Annotated in this window: 19 protein-coding genes; 8 read left to right on the top strand and 11 right to left on the bottom strand. The window is 68.7% G+C overall.

Annotation, left to right across the window (positions count from 1 at the left end):
- Positions 1-69 precede the first annotated feature (69 nt).
- The 4 genes from WT16_RS04065 to WT16_RS04050 all read right to left on the bottom strand — a co-directional run bounded on the left by WT16_RS04065 (position 70) and on the right by WT16_RS04050 (position 3,258).
- Positions 70-849: an ABC transporter ATP-binding protein gene (locus WT16_RS04065; RefSeq protein ID WP_041861743.1), complete on the bottom strand. Its 780-nt coding sequence runs from the start codon at positions 847-849 to the stop codon at positions 70-72.
- 22 nt (positions 850-871) lie between these two features.
- Positions 872-1,585 (bottom strand): ABC transporter permease, encoded by a 714-nt coding sequence (locus WT16_RS04060; RefSeq protein ID WP_006024923.1) that lies wholly within the window; start codon positions 1,583-1,585, stop codon positions 872-874.
- The gene (hisQ, locus tag WT16_RS04055; RefSeq protein WP_006024924.1) at positions 1,582-2,271 is read right to left on the bottom strand and encodes a histidine ABC transporter permease HisQ; all 690 of its coding nucleotides are present in this window, start codon (positions 2,269-2,271) and stop codon (positions 1,582-1,584) included. The genes WT16_RS04060 and hisQ overlap by 4 nt, the downstream gene beginning before the upstream one ends.
- A gap of 210 nt (positions 2,272-2,481) precedes the next feature.
- Positions 2,482-3,258 (bottom strand): ABC transporter substrate-binding protein, encoded by a 777-nt coding sequence (locus tag WT16_RS04050; RefSeq protein ID WP_006024925.1) that lies wholly within the window; start codon positions 3,256-3,258, stop codon positions 2,482-2,484.
- A gap of 380 nt (positions 3,259-3,638) precedes the next feature.
- Here WT16_RS04050 and WT16_RS04040 point away from each other — a divergent pair, with 380 nt between their 5' ends.
- Positions 3,639-4,337, top strand: coding sequence for a pirin family protein (locus WT16_RS04040; protein WP_009916748.1), 699 nt, complete (start codon positions 3,639-3,641; stop codon positions 4,335-4,337).
- A 97-nt stretch (positions 4,338-4,434) separates the two neighbouring features.
- On the opposite strand, the gene WT16_RS04035 is transcribed toward WT16_RS04040, so the two are convergent.
- A complete protein-coding gene (locus WT16_RS04035) occupies positions 4,435-4,980 on the bottom strand; it encodes a periplasmic heavy metal sensor (RefSeq protein WP_009916750.1) in 546 nt (181 codons plus the stop codon).
- A gap of 240 nt (positions 4,981-5,220) precedes the next feature.
- On the opposite strand from WT16_RS04035, the gene WT16_RS04030 reads away from it, so the two are divergent.
- Complete coding sequence (locus WT16_RS04030) at positions 5,221-5,946, top strand: response regulator (protein WP_006024928.1); 726 nt, start codon at positions 5,221-5,223, stop codon at positions 5,944-5,946.
- Positions 5,930-7,243: an ATP-binding protein gene (locus WT16_RS04025; protein WP_063532755.1), complete on the top strand. Its 1,314-nt coding sequence runs from the start codon at positions 5,930-5,932 to the stop codon at positions 7,241-7,243. Before WT16_RS04030 ends, WT16_RS04025 begins: the two co-directional genes overlap by 17 nt.
- Positions 7,244-7,333: 90 nt before the next feature.
- Here WT16_RS04025 and WT16_RS04020 read toward each other — a convergent pair whose 3' ends face one another.
- The gene (locus WT16_RS04020) at positions 7,334-7,600 is read right to left on the bottom strand and encodes a hypothetical protein (RefSeq protein ID WP_006024930.1); all 267 of its coding nucleotides are present in this window, start codon (positions 7,598-7,600) and stop codon (positions 7,334-7,336) included.
- A 492-nt stretch (positions 7,601-8,092) separates the two neighbouring features.
- On the opposite strand from WT16_RS04020, the gene WT16_RS04010 reads away from it, so the two are divergent.
- Together WT16_RS04010 and WT16_RS04005 are read left to right on the top strand one after the other, a co-directional pair.
- The gene (locus WT16_RS04010) at positions 8,093-9,850 is read left to right on the top strand and encodes an ABC transporter permease subunit (RefSeq protein WP_063532753.1); all 1,758 of its coding nucleotides are present in this window, start codon (positions 8,093-8,095) and stop codon (positions 9,848-9,850) included.
- A gap of 53 nt (positions 9,851-9,903) precedes the next feature.
- Positions 9,904-11,244 (top strand): nitrate/sulfonate/bicarbonate ABC transporter ATP-binding protein, encoded by a 1,341-nt coding sequence (locus tag WT16_RS04005; RefSeq protein ID WP_006024933.1) that lies wholly within the window; start codon positions 9,904-9,906, stop codon positions 11,242-11,244.
- A gap of 88 nt (positions 11,245-11,332) precedes the next feature.
- On the opposite strand, the gene WT16_RS04000 is transcribed toward WT16_RS04005, so the two are convergent.
- Positions 11,333-11,839, bottom strand: a complete 507-nt coding sequence (locus WT16_RS04000; protein ID WP_006024934.1) for a hypothetical protein — start codon at positions 11,837-11,839, stop codon at positions 11,333-11,335.
- Entirely contained in the window at positions 11,836-12,387 is a 552-nt protein-coding gene (locus WT16_RS03995) for a hypothetical protein (RefSeq protein WP_043282176.1), read from the bottom strand. The genes WT16_RS04000 and WT16_RS03995 overlap by 4 nt, the downstream gene beginning before the upstream one ends.
- A gap of 282 nt (positions 12,388-12,669) precedes the next feature.
- On the opposite strand from WT16_RS03995, the gene WT16_RS30155 reads away from it, so the two are divergent.
- The 3 genes from WT16_RS30155 (at position 12,670) to WT16_RS03985 (ending at position 15,012) form a co-directional block, all read left to right on the top strand.
- The gene (locus WT16_RS30155) at positions 12,670-12,867 is read left to right on the top strand and encodes a hypothetical protein (protein WP_006024936.1); all 198 of its coding nucleotides are present in this window, start codon (positions 12,670-12,672) and stop codon (positions 12,865-12,867) included.
- A 131-nt stretch (positions 12,868-12,998) separates the two neighbouring features.
- Positions 12,999-14,417, top strand: coding sequence for an alpha,alpha-trehalose-phosphate synthase (UDP-forming) (gene otsA, locus WT16_RS03990; RefSeq protein WP_015601718.1), 1,419 nt, complete (start codon positions 12,999-13,001; stop codon positions 14,415-14,417).
- The gene (locus WT16_RS03985) at positions 14,410-15,012 is read left to right on the top strand and encodes an AAA family ATPase (RefSeq protein ID WP_015600921.1); all 603 of its coding nucleotides are present in this window, start codon (positions 14,410-14,412) and stop codon (positions 15,010-15,012) included. Before otsA ends, WT16_RS03985 begins: the two co-directional genes overlap by 8 nt.
- Before the next feature lie 156 nt (positions 15,013-15,168).
- Here WT16_RS03985 and WT16_RS03980 read toward each other — a convergent pair whose 3' ends face one another.
- From WT16_RS03980 to WT16_RS03970, 3 genes are all read right to left on the bottom strand, one after another.
- Entirely contained in the window at positions 15,169-15,780 is a 612-nt protein-coding gene (locus WT16_RS03980) for a glycine zipper domain-containing protein (protein WP_063532752.1), read from the bottom strand.
- Positions 15,781-16,238: 458 nt separating this feature from the next.
- Positions 16,239-17,612, bottom strand: coding sequence for an MFS transporter (locus WT16_RS03975; protein ID WP_063532751.1), 1,374 nt, complete (start codon positions 17,610-17,612; stop codon positions 16,239-16,241).
- A gap of 119 nt (positions 17,613-17,731) precedes the next feature.
- Positions 17,732-18,235: a YbhB/YbcL family Raf kinase inhibitor-like protein gene (locus WT16_RS03970; RefSeq protein WP_009911637.1), complete on the bottom strand. Its 504-nt coding sequence runs from the start codon at positions 18,233-18,235 to the stop codon at positions 17,732-17,734.
- Positions 18,236-18,474 lie beyond the last annotated feature (239 nt).

The following is an 18,474-nucleotide window of genomic DNA, read 5'->3' as shown; positions in this document are numbered from 1 at the left end:
GGCTCGCGAGCGAAGCGCCCGCGAACGTGGTTCGACGATGCGATGGCGCCCGCACCGGCGCCCGATGGCTTACTTGAGGCTGCCCGACAGGAACTGCTTCAGGCGCTCGCTCTTCGTGCCGCCGAACACCTCGGCAGGCGCGCCTTCCTCCTCGACGCGACCCTGGTGCAGAAACATCACGTGATTCGACACGTTGCGCGCAAAGCCCATCTCGTGCGTGACGACGATCATCGTCCGCCCTTCCTCCGCGAGCTTCTGCATCACCTTCAGCACTTCGCCGACCAGCTCCGGATCGAGCGCCGACGTCGGCTCGTCGAACAGCATCACGTCCGGGTGCATCGCCAGCGCGCGCGCAATCGCGACGCGCTGCTGCTGGCCGCCCGACAAATGCGACGGATACTGCTTCTCCACCCGCGGCGCGAGACCGACCTTCTCCAGATATTCGCGCGCGCGCCCCTCCGCCTCGCGCCTCGAAATCCCCAGCACGTGCACGGGCGCTTCCATCACGTTCTCCAGCACGTTCATGTGCGACCACAGATTGAAGTGCTGGAACACCATCGCGAGCTTCGTGCGCACGCGCTGGAGCTGCTTCGAATCGGCGGCCTTGAGCGCGCCCGTCTTGTCCTGCGCGGTGCGCACTTCCTCGCCGTCGACGAAGATGCGGCCCGCGTTGGGCTGCTCGAGGAAGTTGATGCAGCGTAGCATCGTGCTCTTGCCCGAGCCGGACGAGCCGATCACGCTGATCACGTCGCCCGCGTTCGCGCGCAGCGAGACGCCCTTCAAAACTTCGTTGTTGTCGTAGCGCTTGTGGAGATCGTCGACGAAGAGCTTGTGCATCTGGGTGTTCATCTGAGGCATGTCCGGGCGAAACTCATTTGCCTTGCGGGCGCAGATACGCGAGCCAGCGGCGCTCGGCGCGGCGGAACAGCCACACGAGCGTGAACGAGATCGCGAGGTAGAGGAGGGCGGCGATGCCGAATGCATGGAACGACATGTAGGTCGCCGAATTGACGTCGCGCGCGATCTTCAGGATATCGGGCACGGTCGCCGTGAACGCGACCGTCGTCGCGTGCAGCATCAGGATCACTTCGTTGCTGTAGAGCGGCAGCGCGCGGCGCAGCGCCGACGGCAGCACGATCCGGCGATACAGCGTGAAGGTCGACATCCCGTAGGCGCGGGCCGCCTCGATCTCGCCGTACGACGTCGACTTGATCGCGCCCGCGAAGATTTCGGTCGTGTACGCGCAGGTGTTCAGCGTGAACGCGAGCAGCGTGCAGTTCATCCCGTCGCGGAAGAACGCGTCGAGCATCGGCGTGCCGCGCACGGCCTGCAGGCTGTAGAGGCCCGTGTAGCAGAGGAGAAGCTGCACGTAGAGCGGCGTGCCGCGGAACACGTACGTGTAGAGCCAGACGGCGCCCGCGAGCCACTTCCTCTTCGACACGCGCGCGACCGCGAGCGGCACCGACAGGCAGAAGCCGATCCCGATCGACACGACGAGCAGCCACATCGTGATCGCGAGGCCGGTGAAGCGATACCCGTCCGTATACAGGTAGTTGCGCCAGTATTCTTGGATCAGCTCGATCATAGGTCAGCCTTGCGTACGCCCGTCGAATAACGCTTCTCGAGCCACATCAGCACGAAGTTCGAGATCGTCGTGATCGCGAGATAGATCGCGCCCGCGAGCAGCGTGAAGAAGAAGAATCGCAGCGTGCCCTTGCCCGCGTCCTGCGACGCCTTCACGACGTCGGCGAGACCGATGATCGACACGAGCGCCGTCGACTTCACGAGCACCTGCCAGTTGTTGCCGATGCCGGGCAGCGCGAAGCGCATCATCTGCGGGAACATGATCCGCGCGAACACCTGCCAGTTCGTCATCCCGTATGCGCTGCCCGCCTCGAGCTGGCCGCGCGGCACCGACAGGAACGCGCCGCGGAACGTCTCGGTGAAGTACGCGCCGTAGATGAAGCCGAGCACGAGCACGCCGGCCGCGAACGGATCGATGTCGATCTGATCCCAGTTCATCACGTCGGTGAGCTGGTTGAGCCAGATCTGCAGGCTGTAGAAGAGGAGCAGCATCAGCACGAGGTCCGGCACGCCGCGGATGAGCGTCGTGTAGAGCGTGCCGATCCCGTTCGAGACGCGGTTCCTCGACAGCTTCGCCGCCGCGCCGACGAGGCCGAGCAGGAACGACAGCGCGAGCGACAGCACCGAGAGCTTGACGGTCTGCCAGGTGCCGGAGAATATCAGCGGGCCGTAGCCTTGAAGAAACATATGTAGTCCTTGACGGCGCGTCGTGCGCGCCGCGAAAGACGCGCCCCGCGTGTTGCGCGGAACGCCCCGTGCGTATCATCGCCGCTCCGCTTTCGCGGGCCGCGCCGTCGCCTGCGATCGGGCAGGGCGGCGGCGCATTGCGGCGCGTGGTGTCGACCGCTGGTGCTGCGCGGGCCGCGCGCCGGTCGCTCGGCGTGGCCCGCCCGGCGCTTACTTCGCCGAATAGACGCTGTACGGGAAGTACTTGCGCGACAGCCTGTCGTACGTGCCGTCCTTGTGCATCGACGCGAGCGCGCGGTTGATCGCGTCCTTCAGGTCCGCGTCGTCCTTGCGCAGCCCCATCGCGGTGCCGTCGCCGAGCGTCTTCGGGTCCTTCACGGCCGGGCCTGCCCACGCGAAGCCCTTGCCGCGCGGCGTGCGCAGGAAGCCGTAGTCGGCCTGCAGCTCGTCTTGCAGCGTCGCGTCGAGGCGGCCCGAGCCGAGATCGGCGTACACCTGATCCTGGTTCTGGTACGACACGATCGTCACGCCCTTCGGCTCCCAGTGCGCCTTCGCGAAGGTCTCCTGGGTCGAGCCCTGCTCGACTCCGACGCGCTTGCCCTTCAGCGACTCGATGGTCGGCGCGAGCGGCGAGCCCGCCTTCGCGATCATGCGCGCGGGCGCGTCGTACAGCTTGTCGGAGAAATCGATCTGCTCGCGGCGCTTGTCGGTGACGGTCAGCGATGACACGATCACGTCGAACTTTTTCGCCTTCAGCGCGGGGATGATTCCGTCGAGATCCTGCGGCGTCCAGACGCACTTCGCGTTGATCCGCTTGCAGACTTCCTTCGCGAGATCGACGTCGAATCCGACGATCTCGCCGCTCGGCGCGGTCGATTCGAACGGCGGATAGCTGGCGTCGACGCCGATCCGCACGGTCTTCCATTCCTTCGCGAAGGCGCCGCCCGCCGCAAGGGCGAGGGCCGCGCACAAGGCGAGCTTCTTCATGTCGTTCCTCTTCCTGACTTCCCCGGCCGCGCGGCCGGATTCGCCCGGTCACGCGTGCGCCGGGCGTATTCTAGGTGGCCAAAATTCGCGTTCGTCGATGTCGGCGCGGCTTGCCCAACGGGCCAGGCACCGTCGACGGCGGCCAAAAGCGCGGTATTTTACCCGAACGCCGGCCGCGGCCCAGCAGAAACGATGCATGCGAGCGTGCCGCGCGTCGGCATCGCTTCGCTCGTCGGCGCGGCGTCGTGTGCGAATAGTGCGCGAATCGTGTGGACGATTGCGCGGATCGGCGCAACGAACCGGTGCATTCGCGCCGGATTGTTGCAGGCGTGCGCGACCTCTACATTCGAGGCTGTCGATATTTCTCAGGGGGAAGCGCCATGTTCGAGATCCGCCGCGCGGGCGACCGCGGCCATGCAGATCATGGCTGGCTCGATACCTATCACAGCTTTTCGTTTGCCGACTATCGCGATCCCGAGCACGTGCATTTCGGCGCGCTGCGCGTGCTGAACGACGATCGTATCGCGCCGACGCGCGGCTTCGGCATGCATCCGCATCGCGACATGGAGATCGTCACGTACGTGCTCGAAGGCGCGCTCGCGCACCGCGACAGCATGGGCAACGGCTCGATCGTCCGAGCGGGCGACGTGCAGCGGATGAGCGCGGGCACGGGGATCGTGCACAGCGAATACAACGCGTCGCGGGACGCGACGCTGCATCTGCTGCAGATCTGGCTGCTGCCGACCGAGCCGGGCGGCCGGCCCGGCTACCAGGAAGCGCGCTTCGCCGACGCCGACAAGCGCGGCCGGCTGAGGCTCGTCGCGTCGCCCGACGGGCGCGACGGGGCGGTGTCGGTGCGCTCGGACGCGTCGATCTACGCGGGCCTCATCGACGGCGACGAGCGCGCCGAGTTTGCGCTGCCGGCCGGCCGGCGCGCGTACGTGCACGTCGCGCGCGGCAGCGTGGCGGTGAACGGCGAGGCGCTCGCGGCGGGCGACGGCGCGCGGATTGCCGGAATCGAGACCGTCGTGTTCGAGCGCGGCGAGCACGCGGAGGTGTTGCTGTTCGATCTTGCGTGACGCGGCGGGCGGGGCCGCGTCGATGTGAAAACACCGCGACCGGACGAGCGTCGGGTCGCGGCGCTGCCCGGCCGCGCCGCTCGCCCACCGCCCGGCGTCACTGCTGCGGCGCAGGCGCCGACGCGCCCTTCGCCGCGCGCCGCTGCTCCCAGCGCTCGTGCATCTTCGCGCGACGCTCGTCCATCTTCGCGAATTGCTGCTTGAGCGCGGTGCTGACCGTCGTCTTCTGCTGGTCGTTCAGGCCGTTATAGAACGCGAGCCACGCGGAAGCCGTCTGCTCGCGCAACTGCGCGTTCTGCTGCTCGGCCTGCTGGCGCGCCGCGTGCAGCGCGTTCAGATCGAGGATCGGCTGGTTCTGCTGGGTCTGGAACTGCTGGCGCAGCGCGTCGTGGCTCTTGCGCATCGCGTCGCGGTTCTGCTTCATCGTATTGACGGCGGCCTGCCATTGCTGCTCCTGCGCGGCGCTCAGGTTCAGCTTGTCGTGGATTCGCTGCATCATCATGAACGGGCCGCCTTCCCTATGATGATGCTCGCCCGGGCCGCCCGGCGGCGGCATGTCGGGCGGCGCGGCGCGCGAGACGGCGCTGAACGACAGGGCGAGCACGGCGGCGGCGATGGCGAGGCGGGAAGTCTTCTTATACATTGAGCAACTCCTGTATTGAAAAATCCGGTGCTGCGGCCGGCTCGGCGCCTGGGCGTTCGCGCCCCGGCGTGAGGCGGCATCCGGTAATGCGCAGCGTAGCCAAGCGCTCCCGCCCCCGTGTTACGCGCGCCGCCGCCGCGATTACCGCGCATTACACTCTGCTTGCGCGGTAATCCGCAGTAACCCTTTCAGGAATTTGTTTCGCTCAGCCCCGAGAACCCGCACGGTAAACTTCACGCCATGACTACACAGATCCTCATCGTCGACGACGACCAAGAACTGCGCGACCTGCTGCGCGACTACCTCGTGCGGCAGGGCATCGAGGTGTCGGTGCTGCACGACGCCGCCTCGCTCGAAAAGCGCCTCGAACGCGAGCGCCCCGATCTCATCGTGCTCGACCTGATGATGCCGGGCGTAGACGGCCTCACCGCGCTGCGCCAACTGCGCGCGGCGGGCGACGACATCCCGGTGATCATGCTGACCGCGCGCGCGGACGACGTCGACCGGATCGTCGGCCTCGAGCTCGGCGCGGACGATTATCTCGGCAAGCCGTTCAACCCGCGCGAGCTGCTCGCGCGCGCGCAGGCGGTGCTGCGCCGCCGTCGCGCGACGCCGTCGGCGGCGGCGCCCGAGCAGCGCGAGCCGTACGCGTTCGGCCGCTTCGTGCTCGACTTCCAGGCGCGCACGCTGTCGGTCGACAGCAAGCCGGCGACGCTGTCGAGCAGCGAATTCGCGCTCTTGAAGATCTTCGTCAACCATGCGCTGCGCACGCTGACCCGCGAGCGCCTGCTCGAACTGCTGCACGGCCCCGAGTACGACGGCACCGACCGCGGGATCGACGTGCAGGTCTGGCGCCTGCGCCGGATTCTCGAAACCGATCCGTCGACGCCGCGCTTCATCCAGACGGTGCGCGGGCGCGGCTACGTGTTCGTGCCGAACGGCGAGGCTCATGCGCAAGCCCATTGATTCGCTGTTCGGGCGGCTCGCGCTCCTCGTCGTCTGCGTGCTGCTGCTGTCGCACTTCGCCTGGTACTTCGCGATCCGGCTCGAGCGCAACCAGTTCCAGACGCGCTACGCGGTCGAGGAGGCGGCGTTCCTCGTCGACGCGGTGCGCCAGCACGCGGAGCGCTCGCCCGACCAGCCGCTGCCGTCGCGGGTGCGGCTCGTCGCGCCGGGCAGCGGCGACGTGCCGGCTGCGAACCCGGATCTGCCGCCCCCGCTCAAGCGCTTCGCCGACGACCTGCGCGAGCGCCTGCCGGTCGGCACGCAGGTGCGCATCGGCAGGCCGGGCCATCCGCCCGTGCTGTGGGTCAAGCAGCCGACCGACCGCGACTGGATCGTCGTGCCGGTTCAGCCGCTGCGGCCGCCGCGCTCGCTCGACCGGATGGTGCTCTGGCTCGTGATGATCTTCTCGGCCGCAGTGATGGCGGCGCTCTTCGCCGCGTGGCAGTTGCAGCAGCCGCTCAGCTCGCTCGCGCGCGCGGTCGCGCGCTTCGGCCGCGGGATGGCGGTGCCGCCGCTGCCCGAGCGCGGGCCGCGCGAGCTGCGCCAGCTCACGCACGGCTTCAATCAGATGGTCAAGCAGGTGTCGCGCGCGGAGAACGACCGCGCGGTGATGCTCGCGGGCGTCGCGCACGACCTGCGCACGCCGCTCGCGCGGATGCGGCTGCGCGCCGAGATGATGGACGACGCGCGGCTGCGCGACGGCGTCGTGCGCGACGTCGATTCGATGACGCACATCGTCGATCAATTCCTCGTGTTTGCGCACGGCGACGCCGACCGCAGCGAGGCCGTGCCGGTCGACCAGGCGTGCGAGCGGATCGCGCGCACGTACCGCGCGGTGTCGCCGAACGCGCCGACCGTGCGGACCGAGCTCGCGGCGGGGCCAGGCTTTCGCCTGCCGACGGCGACGCTCGACCGGGTGCTGTCGAACCTGCTCGACAATGCGCACGCGTACGGCGCGCCGCCCGTCGTGATCGCGACCGCGCGCACCGCAACGGGCTACACGCTCACCGTCAGCGATCACGGCAAGGGCATCGCGCCGCGCGATCTCGCGGACGCGACGCGCCCGTTCGTGCGGCTCGATCCGGCGCGCGGCGGCAACGGCCACAGCGGCCTCGGGCTCGCGATCGTCGAGCGGCTCGTGCAGCGCACGGGCGGCACATGCGAGATCGGCAACCGGGAAGAAGGGGGCCTGCGGGTCGCGATGACGTTTGCGTTCGACGTCGTGCCGAAGACGGAACCGCAGGCTGAGGCGTCCTGACGCACTGCAGCACGGGCGGCGCGGGGATCGCGGGAATCGCGGGAATCGCGGCGCCCGGCGCGAGCGCGCCGGCGTGCCGCGGGCGGCGGGTCACTCGCCGAAGAGCGTGCTGAGCGTCTCGGCGGCGTTGCTGTCGATCGTGTTGTAGGTGACGCTCGTCGCCTCGAAGATGTAAAGCGTCGTGTACTTGCCGAGACGCTCGAGGATGTCCTCCTGCAGCGTCTCGGGCACGATGTTCATGTTCAGATACCAGGCCGTCGACGACAGCCGCGTCTGGAACGAGCCATACTCCTGCATCAGTTGATCGAACGCGTCGGCGTCCTGGTCCCGGCACACGATAACCAGATTTCCTGCCATTCACTCCTCCTGATTGACCATCGGCCCCGCTCGGGGCAAATACCGATCATACCCGCATCGGCGTGTCCATTCGTCGACGAAAGCCTCGCCTGCGGGCGCGCGGCGCTTGCGCGAACGCGGGTTCACGGCGGGGCCGGATCGCGGCATAATTCGGCGTTGCGGCGCAGCAGCGGCCGGCCGGCGCACCGCCGCACCCCGCAGATGCGCCCGCCGCGCGCCCGTTCCAGACACGATGCGCTCGCGGCCAGGCCGGAATTCCATCGTTCGTCGTCCGGAAGGTTGTGCCTGAAATACAGGATGTAGTAGTGTCTTGCCGTCGCGAGGCCGGGCGATCCCCGCTTCGCGAGCGAAATGCCGGCGGCCGGGTGCGCCGCGGCTTTCGCGGCACTTGCAGTCAAAACGATTTACCGCGTAAGCGCGCCTTGCCATGAGTCACATTCGCTTTCTGGCCTCATTTATCGATTCGCACGGCCTTGCCGGGGAGGGCGCCTGATGGATCTCGGATTCTTCGATCCGAACCGGACCGCCAACGCATCCGCGTGGCGCGTCCTGCCGAACCGCTGGGATTTCGTTGCGTTCCCGCTCATCATCTGCGTGATCGCGATGGCGGCGATCGGCTTTCACGAGACGATGGCGCCGATCGCGACGCTCGAGACGCAGAAAATTTCGCTCGATCCGGCGAATCTGCCCGAGTATGCGCTGCGCACGACGCTGCGGATGCTCGCGGCGATGGTCGCGTCGCTCGCGTTCACGCTCGTCTACGGCACGCTTGCCGCGAAGAGCCGCCGCGCGGGGATCGTGCTCGTGCCGATCCTCGACATCCTGCAATCGGTGCCCGTGCTCGGCTACATCTCGTTTACGGTCACGTTCTTCCTCGCGCTCTTCCCGAGCCGCGTGCTGGGCGCCGAGCTCGCCGCGATCTTCGCGATCTTCACGAGCCAGGCGTGGAACATGACGTTCAGCTTCTACCAGTCGCTGCGCACGGTGCCGCGCGATCTCGACGAGGTCTCGCGCGGCTTCCATCTGACGTCCTGGCAGCGGTTCTGGAAGCTCGAAGTGCCGTTCTCGATGCCGGGCCTCATCTGGAACATGATGATGTCGATGTCGGGCGGCTGGTTCTTCGTCGTCGCGTCCGAGGCGATCACGGTCGGCAATCACACGATCACGCTGCCCGGCATCGGCGCTTATCTCGCGCAGGCGATCGCCGAGAAGAATCTCGGCGCGGTCGGCTGGGTGATTCTCGCGATGACGGTCGTGATCCTCGCGTACGACCAACTGCTGTTCCGCCCGCTCGTCGCCTGGGCCGACAAGTTCCGGATGGAAACCACCAGCTCCGGCAACGCGCCCGAGTCGTGGCTGCTCGACCTCGTGCGCCGCACGCGCCTGATCCACCAACTGCTGGTGCCGGCCGGCTGGTTCTTCGCGAAGGCCGCGCGGATTCCGTTGCGCCTGCCGCTGTCCGGAGCGGTGCGCTTCACGTTGCCGCGGGTCGAGAAGAAGGCGTCGTTCGCCGCCGATATCGTGTGGGCGATTCTCGTGCTGGCCGGCACGGCCTATGTCGTGTGGCGCGTGGTCAGCTTCGTGTCGACCGGCGTGACGATGGCCGAGGTGGGCCACGTATTCGTGCTGGGGCTCATCACGCTGCTGCGCGTGGTGCTCCTGATCGCGCTCGCGTCCGTCGTCTGGGTGCCGATCGGCGTGTGGATCGGCCTGCGGCCCGCGATCGCCGAGAAGGTGCAGCCGCTCGCGCAGTTCCTCGCGGCGTTCCCGGCGAACCTGCTGTTCCCGGTGTTCGTGATCGTGATCGCGCGCTATCGCCTGAACGCGGACATCTGGCTGTCGCCCCTCATCGTGCTCGGCACCCAGTGGTATATCCTGTTCAACGTGATCGCGGGCGCGACCGCCTATCCGAACGACTATCGCGAAGCGGCCACCAATTTCCGCATCCGCGGCTGGCAGTGGTGGCGGCAGGCGATCCTGCCCGGCATCTTTCCGTACTACGTGACGGGCGCGATCACCGCGTCGGGCGGCGCGTGGAACGCGAGCATCGTGTCGGAGCTCGTCCAGTGGGGCGACACCAGGATCCAGGCGCACGGCCTCGGCGCGTACATCGCGCAGACGACGGCCGCGGGCGACTACCCGAAGATCATCCTGGGCATCGCCGTGATGTCCCTGTTCGTCACCTTGTTCAACCGCCTGTTGTGGCGTCCGCTGTACGCGTACGCCGAAGCGAAGCTGCGTCTCGATTGAGACTGATTTGAGACTGATGTCAGCCGATTGAGACCGACCGAGAGCGAAACGCGATGCAAAACCCGAATGCTGTCAACGCCCCCGTCCACACGCCGCCCGTGCCGCCGCGGGTCGGCGAGGAAATCCTGCGCGTCGAGAACGTGAGCCGCGGCTTCAACAAGACGCAGGGCGAGCTGCTCGTGCTCGACGGCGCGAACCTGTCGCTGCGCGAAGGCGAGATCGTCGGCCTGCTCGGCCGCTCGGGCTCCGGAAAATCGACGCTCCTGCGCATCATCGCCGGGCTGATCGAGCCGACGGGCGGCGAGGTCAGCTATCTCGGCAAGCCGCTCTCCGGCCCGGCCGCGGGCGTCGCGATGGTGTTCCAGACCTTCGCGCTGTTTCCGTGGCTCACCGTGCTGCAGAATGTCGAGGCGGGGCTCGAGGCGCTCGGCGTCGGCGCGCGCGAGCGGCGCGAGCGCGCGCTCGCCGCGATCGACCTGATCGGTCTCGACGGCTTCGAGAACGCGTATCCGCGCGAGCTGTCGGGCGGCATGCGCCAGCGCGTCGGCTTTGCGCGCGCGCTCGTCGTCGATCCGACGCTGCTCCTGATGGACGAGCCGTTCTCCGCGCTCGACGTGCTGACGGCCGAGACGCTGCGCACCGACCTGCTCGATCTGTGGACGCAGGGCCGGATGCCGATCAAATCGGTGCTGATCGTCACGCACAACATCGAGGAGGCGGTGTTCATGTGCGACCGGATTCTCGTGCTGTCGTCGAATCCGGGCCGCGTGATCGCCGAGATCAAGGTGCCGTTCAAGCATCCGCGCAACCGGCTCGACCCCGCGTTCCGGCGCCTCGTCGACGACATCTACGCGAAGATGACCGCGCGCCAGGTCGGCGAGGCGACGAAGAAGGGGCTCGAGCTCGGCAGTTGGCTGCCGCAGGTGTCGACGAACCTGATGGCGGGTCTCATCGAGACGCTCGCCGCGCCGCCGTACCACGGCCGCGCGGACATGCCGGAAATCGCGCGCACGCTGCATCTCGAGGTCGACGATCTGTTCCCGATCGCCGAAGTGTTGCAGTACCTGGGCTTCGCCGACGTGCGCGAGGGCGACGTGTTCCTCACGCCGCCGGGGCGCGTGTTCGCCGAATTCGGCACGCAGGAGCGCAAGATGATGTTCGCCGAGCATCTGCTGCGCCACGTGCCGCTTGCCGCGCGAATCAAGAAGGTGCTGAACGAGCGGCCCGGGCACCGCGCGCCGCGCGTGCGCTTCGAGCAGGAGCTCGAGGACTTCCTGTCGGACGGCGCGGCCGAGGAAACGCTCGACGCGGTGATCGACTGGGGCCGTTACGGCGAGATCTTCTCGTACAACGACCAGACCGAGATCTTCAGCCTCGAGGACGTCGAGTCCTGAGCGGCGGGCGGGCCGTTGCGGCCCGTGGTCGCCGATCGGAGGAGGGGGCGAGGGGCGTGCGCGCGGCGGCATTCGGCTCGCGCCCGCCTCACTGCAGATTGCCCCAGCGCTCGACGGCCGGCTCCGCCGACGCCCATTGCCAGCCCTGCGCATCCTGGCACGCGCTCGCGAGATACCAGTCGGCGCGCGCGCCGTCCTTCACCGAAAACGCGAATTCCTTGCAGAGCGCGAGCGGCGTCTGGAACGCGCGCGTCACGCGCACGTCGCCTTCGCCGTTTTCGAGCGGCACCCGGTTCTTCACCTGCCACGCGCGCGTCTCGCCGACGGCGAGTCCGCCCGCCGCCTGTGCGATCGCGTCCTGCTGATTCTTGTGGAGCTGCTTCATCGTCCGGTTGACGGCCTCGTCGGTCGCCGCCTGCACCGCGATGCCGACGCCGACGCCGACGGCTGGATTCGCGGTGACGAGGCCCGTCGCCGCGCCCGCGAGCGCACCGCTCGCCGCGCCGACCGAGCCGCAGCCGGAAAGGCCGAGCGCCGCTGCGGCGAGCGCGAGCGCCGTCGCGAGCGGCAGCGCCGCGCGCGCGTTCACGTTCATTGCAGCGCTCCCCAGCGGCCGGTCGCGGGTTCCGCCGACGCCCACTTCCACGCGGGGCCGTCCCGGCAGATCGTCGCGACGTAGAAGCCCGATTGCGCGGGGGCGTTCCCCTTCGCGTCGGTGTCGACCGAGAACACGATTTCCTTGCAGTCGAGCGGCCCGACGCTGATGAGCCGGCTCACGGTCACGCGGCCGTGCTCGTCATCCTCGATCGGAAACGAGTGATGCGTCGCCCACGGCGCGACGCCGCCGACGTCGAGCGGGCCCGCCGCCGCGGCGATCTGCGCCTGCGAATAGCGGTGCGCGACGCGCTGCGTGTACTGGACGCCCGCCCGCGCGCCCGCGACGGCGCCCAGGCCGATGCCGGTCGCGACAGCGGCGTTGTTGGTGACTTTCGAGGCGACGGCCGCGCCGGCGATGCCGGCACCTGCCGTCGCGCCTTCGCTATAGAGCGAATTGCAGCCGGAGAGCAGCGTCGAGAAGGCGGCGGCGCCGAGCGTGGCCCATGCGGCCCAACGGCGCGTCGGCCGTGCGATGCGTTGATTCATCCCTGAATGCGGTCCTGTCTTCGTGCGCCGCGCGTCGCGCAGCGAGCGTACGTAGAGCGCCATTGTTCTGCAATTGTCCGACGAGCAATGCAAACAATTGACAAAACGTCTGCCGGGCGCGCGCGAGCGGCAACATTGTGGTGCAAAGCGGCGATCCGGGGTCGAATCGTTACAAATTGAATGTAATTGTTACCGTGAACCTTGCGCGGCGATCCTAAACTAAAGAGCTATGGACTGTTTCACCGACGGCCCCGCGCCGCTCCGATCATGAGACACCCTGCCATGCGCCGTTCCAAGCGCCCCGAGCATCGCGGGCGCGACGCCGGCACCGGCCCGTCTCGGCCGGCCAATGCTCCGACCTCTCCCGCGCCTGCCGGCTCCACGCCCGATACACCTTCGGACGGCGATCACAACCAGGGCGGCGCCCGCCCGGAAGGGCTTGACTATCAGCGCGATCTCGGCTCGGAGCAGGACGCATGAAGACGTCTTTGTTACAACTTCTTGCATTTTTAACGTTCGAAACGTCGCGAGATGGCATGCGACTTGCCTGATTTGACGGGAGTGCTGCTTTCCCGCTCGCCGGGCGATCTGATACAGGAGGGTAAGCCGTAATGAGCAGATTGATCGTGGTATCGAATCGCGTGGCGGCCGGCCAGGATGCGCGTCCGACGGCGGGCGGGCTGGCGGTCGGCGTGCTCGACGCGCTGAAGGAGACGGGCGGCGTCTGGTTCGGCTGGAACGGCGAGATCGCCGGCGCGCCCGAGGAGCCCGTGATCGAGCGGGCCGGCAACGTGACCTACGCGACCGTCGGCCTGACCCGCCGCGACTACGACCAGTACTATCGCGGCTTCTCGAACGCCACGCTCTGGCCCGTGTTCCACTATCGCGGGGATCTCGCGCGCTTCGATCGCCAGGAATATGCAGGCTATCTGCGCGTGAACTGCGCGCTCGCGAAGCAGTTGCGCGAGCTCGTGCAGCCCGACGACATCATCTGGGTGCACGACTATCACCTGCTGCCGTTCGCGCATTGCCTGCGCGAGCTCGGCGTGAAGAACCCAATCGGCTTCTTCCTGCACATTCCTTTCCCGTCGCCCGAGGTCCTGCGGACCGTGCCGCCGCACGAAGAGCTGATGAAGTTCATGTGCGCGTATGACGTCGTCGGCTTGCAGACGGAAAGCGACAAGCAGGCGTTCGTCGATTACATCGAGCGCCGCGGGCTCGGCACCTCGAGCGAGGATGGAATCCTGCACGCGCACGGCCGCGTCGTGAAGGTCGCCGCGTATCCGATCGGCATCTATCCGGATGCGATCGGCAAGGCGGCTGTCGAATACGGCTCGCGCAAGGCGGTGAAGGCGCTGCGCGACACGATGCGCGAGCGCAGGCTCGTGATCAGCGTCGATCGCCTCGATTACTCGAAGGGCCTCGTCGAGCGCTTCCAGGCGTTCGAACGGATGCTCGCGAACGCGCCCGGCTGGCAGGGGCGCGTGTCGCTCGTGCAGATCGCGCCGCCGACCCGCTCCGACGTGCAGACCTATCAGCGAATCCGCCAGACGCTAGAAGGCGAGGCGGGGCGGATCAACGGCCGTTTCGCGCAGCTCGACTGGACGCCGATCCAGTACCTGAACCGCAAGTACGAGCGCAATCTGCTGATGGCGCTGTTCCGGCTGTCGCAGGTGGGCTACGTGACGCCGCTGCGCGACGGGATGAACCTCGTCGCGAAGGAGTACGTCGCGTCACAGGATCCGAACGATCCCGGCGTGCTCGTGCTGTCCGAATTCGCGGGCGCCGCGGCCGAGCTGCCGGGCGCGCTGCTCGTGAATCCGTTCGACCTGTCGCAGATGGCCGAATCGCTCGAGCGCGCGCTCGCGATGCCGCTCGAGGAGCGCCAGGCGCGCCACGCGGAGAACATCGAGCGGCTGCGCAAGAACGATCTGTCGGTGTGGCGCGATTCGTTTCTCGCGGATCTGCGCAGTGTCGCGACGGCCGCGTCCGTCACGCAGCGCGCGGGACGGCGCGTCGCGAATGCTTGACGCGGGCGCCGATGCCCGCGCGGGCGACCCCGACGCCGATGCCGACGCGGCGGTCGCGCGCTTCGTCGTGATCACGGGCGGGCCCGGTTCGGGCAAGAGCACGTTGATCGATGCGCTCGAGGCGCGCGGCTACGCGCGCTCGCACGAAGCCGGGCGCGGCGTGATCCAGGATCAGATGGCGATCGGCGGCCATGCGCTGCCGTGGTGCGACCGCGCTGCGTTCGCCGAGTTGATGCTCGGCTGGGAGATGCGCTCGCACCACCTCGCGCGGCGCGCGCACGGGCCGGTGTTCTTCGATCGCGGCGTGCCGGACGTGATCGGCTATCTGAAACTGTCCGCGCTGCCCGTGCCCGCGCATCTCGTCGCGGCCGCCGAGCGGTTCCGCTACCGCCGCGACGTGTTCATCGCGCCGCCGTGGCCGGAGATCTATGTGCAGGACACCGAACGCAAGCAGGACTACGCGGAGGCCGTGCGCACCTGCGACGCGATGGTCGATACGTATGCGGCCTGCGGCTATCGGCTGATCGAATTGCCGCGTGCGAGCGTCGACGAGCGCTGCCGCTTCGTTCTCGATGCCGTGACGGCGGAGGCGTGACCGCCTCCGCATTGCTCCTCGCTTTTTTCTCGGGAATCGCACGTTGAAGGCGCCGGCCGATATCGCATCGGCCCGGCGCTTTGCCCGTTCCGGCTTCGCGTTCCTTCCTGATCGCTGCCGTCATCCCGGTCTTTCGTTCGATGCGGCCGGCGCCGCTCACGCGTGACGGTGCGTCGGCGACTGCGCGCCGTTGAACGGTTCGGGCGGGCGGGTCGGATCGAAGTCCGCCCAGTGGCCCGACTGCCAGCGGCCCGTCGCGCGCTCGATGTCGGCGCCGCCGGCATCGGCGAGCACGCGCGCGGCATCGGCCTGCGAATCGGCCGTCACGTGCACGGCGACGAGCATCCCCGACGCGCGCGTCTCGTGATGGATCGCGTCGTGCGCGAGCTCGCGCACGTGCATGCGCGTGAAGTCTTCCTTGTGCATCATCCCGCCGACCCATCCGCCGAGAAACGCGCCGACGCCGGCCGCACAGATCGCGACGACGAGCGACGGCGTGACGAGCGAAAACAGCGCGACGCCGAAGATCGCGCCGGCGACGGCGCCGATCGTCGTGCCGTGTCGCGCGTGCTGCATCGCGTCGATCGGATGCGCAGCCGCATGTTCGGCGCGTGGCAGGTGTTCGGACCATCGTGGCGCGTGCTGGCCGCGCGGATTGACGAAGAACAGGCTGACGTCCTCGGCGACGAAATCGCTGTCGAGAAGCCGCTGGGCAGCGGCCTCGGCGGCGGGCTGCGTCGTGAAGCGTGCTGCGACGATCAATGACATGGCGCCCTCCTGACGGTGGCGTGAAGGCCATCCGAAGCCCGTCGCCCGAACGGCGGATGCGCTCGGCTTGCGGCGCGGGCATGTATTGGACAGCCGGTGCGGGGCGGAGTGCTGGCGAAGAGGGGGGCGCGTGCGGATCCCGGCGCGGAGCGGAGGACGGCGACGGGCGGGGAATAACGGGGCGGAAGCGCAGAACCGGTGGGTGGACGCGGCGGGCGGGTCGCCCGAATGGCCGAGTCGACGCGGCCGCGCGATACTGCGAAAGTGGTGGGGTATTCCGGACGCTGCGTTCCGGCGGATTGCCGGGTGGCAACGCGAGACGCATCACGCGATGCATGCGGGCCGGCGAGACTTCGGCGAACGGTATCTGGGCCGGCATGGCGGCATGACATGCGGCCGCCCGCGATCGGCCGCCGCCGCGAACACGGGGTGGGCGCGCGCGGGCGATTCTGCGGCGCTCAACCCGCCGCGGCGGTGGTGTCGCGCCGCGCCCGGAGTCTCATCAGGCTCACGGCTGCCGCGACGGCGGCGAACGCGGTTGCGGTGTAGAGCGCGATCGTCGGCCCGTGCTGCGGCGCGACGCCGAAGATCAGCGCGACGAGCGCGGCGCCGAGCGTTTGCCCGGTGAGCCGCGCGGTGCCGAGCATCCCGCTCGCGCCGCCCGCGCGCTCGCGCGGCGCGGACGACAGGATCGCGCGGTTGTTCGGCGACTGGAAAAGCCCGAAGCCCGCGCCGCACAGCGCCATCCGCCAGACGATGTCGACGGGCGCCGGGTGCGCGCCGATCGTCGCGAGAGTGAGGAGGCCCGACGCGAAGAGGACGAGGCCGATGCCGCCCAGCGCGCCCGCCGAATAGCGGTCGGACAGCATGCCCGCGAGCGGCGCGGCGACCACGATCACGAGCGGCCACGGCGTCATGTAGAGCCCCGTCTGCACTTGCGAGAAGCCGAGCGTGTTCTGCAGCCAGAACGGCAGCGCGACGAACGCGAGCATCTGCGACGTGAACGACGCGACCGACGTGCCGATCGACAGCGCGAAGATCGGGATGCGCAGCAGATCGACGGGCAAGAGCGGCGCGGGCTGCGTCAGTTGCCGCCTGACGAAGAAGTAGCCGATCACGGCGGCCGCGAGCGCGGTGCCCGCGACGTTCGCGCGATTTTCGCCATAGCCGAGCCCGTCGACGGACACGATCAGCAACCCGAACACGCATGCGTTCATCACGGCGCTGACGAAGTCGTACGGCGCGTCGCGGCCCGGATTCACGGGCAGCGCGCGCAGGCTGCCGTATACGGCGGCGATGCCGATCGGCACGTTGATCGCGAAGAGCCACGGCCACGGCGCGACGGCGAGCACGGCGGACGCGACGGTCGGCCCGACGGCCGACGACAGCGCGACGACCATCGCGTTGATCGCGACGCCGCGCCCGAGCTGCGACGACGGATAGATCATCCGTACGAGCGCGGTGTTGACGCTCATGATGCCGGCCGCGCCGAAGCCCTGGATCACGCGCAGCGTCGCGAGCGCGGGCAGCGAGCTCGACAGCGCGCAGCCGAGCGACGCCGCCGTGAAGAGCGCGAGCCCCGCGATGTAGACGCGCCGGTAGCCGATCCGGTCGCCGAGCGACGCGAGCGGCAGCAGCGAGATCGTGACGGCGAGCTGGTACGCGTTGACGATCCAGATCGACGCGGCGTCGGAGGCGCGCAGATCGCGGGCGATCGTCGGCAGCGCGACGTTCGCGATCGCGCCGTCGAGTACGGCGAGCGTGATGCCCAGCGCGACGCAGACGATCGCCCAGTAGCGTTGCGGGAACGGCAGTCCGGAATCGGCGTTCATGACGGAAGCGATGGCGAGGCGAGGGGCGGCGGGTTCGTGGCGGGCGCAAGCGGCGGCGCGCGCGCCGAGTCGCGCGCGCCGGCGGCGAAGGGCCGGGCGGTGCGCCCGGCCGGGACGGCTTACTTCAATTCGTAGAGGCCGGTGTAAGTCGCCGAATCGATCTCGTTCAGATGGATCATGAAGCGGGCGACCGCGTTGGTCGTGTCCTTCGTGACGGGCAGCGAGTCGACCTTCAGCGCGTGCAGCCGGAAGACGTAGCGATGCGGCTTGTCGCCGCGAGGCGGCGCGGCGCCGCCGAAGCCTTCGTCGCCGTAGTCGTTGCGCACCTGCACGGCGCTTGCGGGCAGCGCCGCGCTGCCGGCCGCGCCCGCGTCCTGCGGCAGGCCCGTCGCGTCGGCCGGGATGTTGACGACGGTCCAATGCCAGAAGCCGCTGCCCGTCGGCGCGTCGGGATCGTAGACCGTGAGCGCGAGGCTCTTCGCATCGGCGGGCACGCCTTCCCAGTGGAGCGCGGGCGAGCGGTTGCCGCCGTCGACGCCGAAGCCTTCGTGCTTGTACTCTTGCGCCTTCGGCATGAAGCCGTTGGCCGGAAACTCGTCAGTCCAAAGCCGGAAATCAGCCATGGGGGCCTCCTTGTGAAGTTCGACAGAGTGGCGCCTGCGCGTCGCGGCGACGAACGCGCGCGAGCATCGGCGTGAACCGGTCGAGTGTATCACCGGCGCTTGAATCGTGAAGTCGGGCATGTGGCGGGGGAACGCGCGGGCCGGCCGTGTCGGGCGTTGCGCGGGCGCATGCGCGAGCGGTGCGAGGCTGCGCGAATTGGGCCATCGCGCAGCCGGGCATTCGGGGGACGCCTCGGCAA

Source organism: Burkholderia sp. MSMB1589WGS (assembly GCF_001636105.1).
Lineage (GTDB): Bacteria > Pseudomonadota > Gammaproteobacteria > Burkholderiales > Burkholderiaceae > Burkholderia > Burkholderia humptydooensis.
The sequence above is the reverse complement of the archived record's forward strand: the minus strand, read 5'-3'. Positions and strand labels throughout refer to the sequence as shown.

What these genes read in the sequence shown, in the direction of transcription:
- WT16_RS04000 (WP_006024934.1), bottom strand. Translation starts at nt 11,839, where the DNA reads ATGAACGTGAACGCGCGCGCGGCGCTGCCGCTCGCGACGGCGCTCGCG.
- WT16_RS04005 (WP_006024933.1), top strand. Translation starts at nt 9,904, where the DNA reads ATGCAAAACCCGAATGCTGTCAACGCCCCCGTCCACACGCCGCCCGTG.
- WT16_RS03985 (WP_015600921.1), top strand. Translation starts at nt 14,410, where the DNA reads ATGCTTGACGCGGGCGCCGATGCCCGCGCGGGCGACCCCGACGCCGAT.
- hisQ (WP_006024924.1), bottom strand. Translation starts at nt 2,271, where the DNA reads ATGTTTCTTCAAGGCTACGGCCCGCTGATATTCTCCGGCACCTGGCAG.
- WT16_RS03980 (WP_063532752.1), bottom strand. Translation starts at nt 15,780, where the DNA reads ATGTCATTGATCGTCGCAGCACGCTTCACGACGCAGCCCGCCGCCGAG.
- WT16_RS30155 (WP_006024936.1), top strand. Translation starts at nt 12,670, where the DNA reads ATGCGCCGTTCCAAGCGCCCCGAGCATCGCGGGCGCGACGCCGGCACC.
- WT16_RS03970 (WP_009911637.1), bottom strand. Translation starts at nt 18,235, where the DNA reads ATGGCTGATTTCCGGCTTTGGACTGACGAGTTTCCGGCCAACGGCTTC.
- WT16_RS03975 (WP_063532751.1), bottom strand. Translation starts at nt 17,612, where the DNA reads ATGAACGCCGATTCCGGACTGCCGTTCCCGCAACGCTACTGGGCGATC.
- WT16_RS04040 (WP_009916748.1), top strand. Translation starts at nt 3,639, where the DNA reads ATGTTCGAGATCCGCCGCGCGGGCGACCGCGGCCATGCAGATCATGGC.
- WT16_RS03995 (WP_043282176.1), bottom strand. Translation starts at nt 12,387, where the DNA reads ATGAATCAACGCATCGCACGGCCGACGCGCCGTTGGGCCGCATGGGCC.
- WT16_RS04060 (WP_006024923.1), bottom strand. Translation starts at nt 1,585, where the DNA reads ATGATCGAGCTGATCCAAGAATACTGGCGCAACTACCTGTATACGGAC.
- WT16_RS04050 (WP_006024925.1), bottom strand. Translation starts at nt 3,258, where the DNA reads ATGAAGAAGCTCGCCTTGTGCGCGGCCCTCGCCCTTGCGGCGGGCGGC.
- WT16_RS04020 (WP_006024930.1), bottom strand. Translation starts at nt 7,600, where the DNA reads ATGGCAGGAAATCTGGTTATCGTGTGCCGGGACCAGGACGCCGACGCG.
- WT16_RS04025 (WP_063532755.1), top strand. Translation starts at nt 5,930, where the DNA reads ATGCGCAAGCCCATTGATTCGCTGTTCGGGCGGCTCGCGCTCCTCGTC.
- WT16_RS04030 (WP_006024928.1), top strand. Translation starts at nt 5,221, where the DNA reads ATGACTACACAGATCCTCATCGTCGACGACGACCAAGAACTGCGCGAC.
- otsA (WP_015601718.1), top strand. Translation starts at nt 12,999, where the DNA reads ATGAGCAGATTGATCGTGGTATCGAATCGCGTGGCGGCCGGCCAGGAT.
- WT16_RS04065 (WP_041861743.1), bottom strand. Translation starts at nt 849, where the DNA reads ATGAACACCCAGATGCACAAGCTCTTCGTCGACGATCTCCACAAGCGC.
- WT16_RS04035 (WP_009916750.1), bottom strand. Translation starts at nt 4,980, where the DNA reads ATGTATAAGAAGACTTCCCGCCTCGCCATCGCCGCCGCCGTGCTCGCC.
- WT16_RS04010 (WP_063532753.1), top strand. Translation starts at nt 8,093, where the DNA reads ATGGATCTCGGATTCTTCGATCCGAACCGGACCGCCAACGCATCCGCG.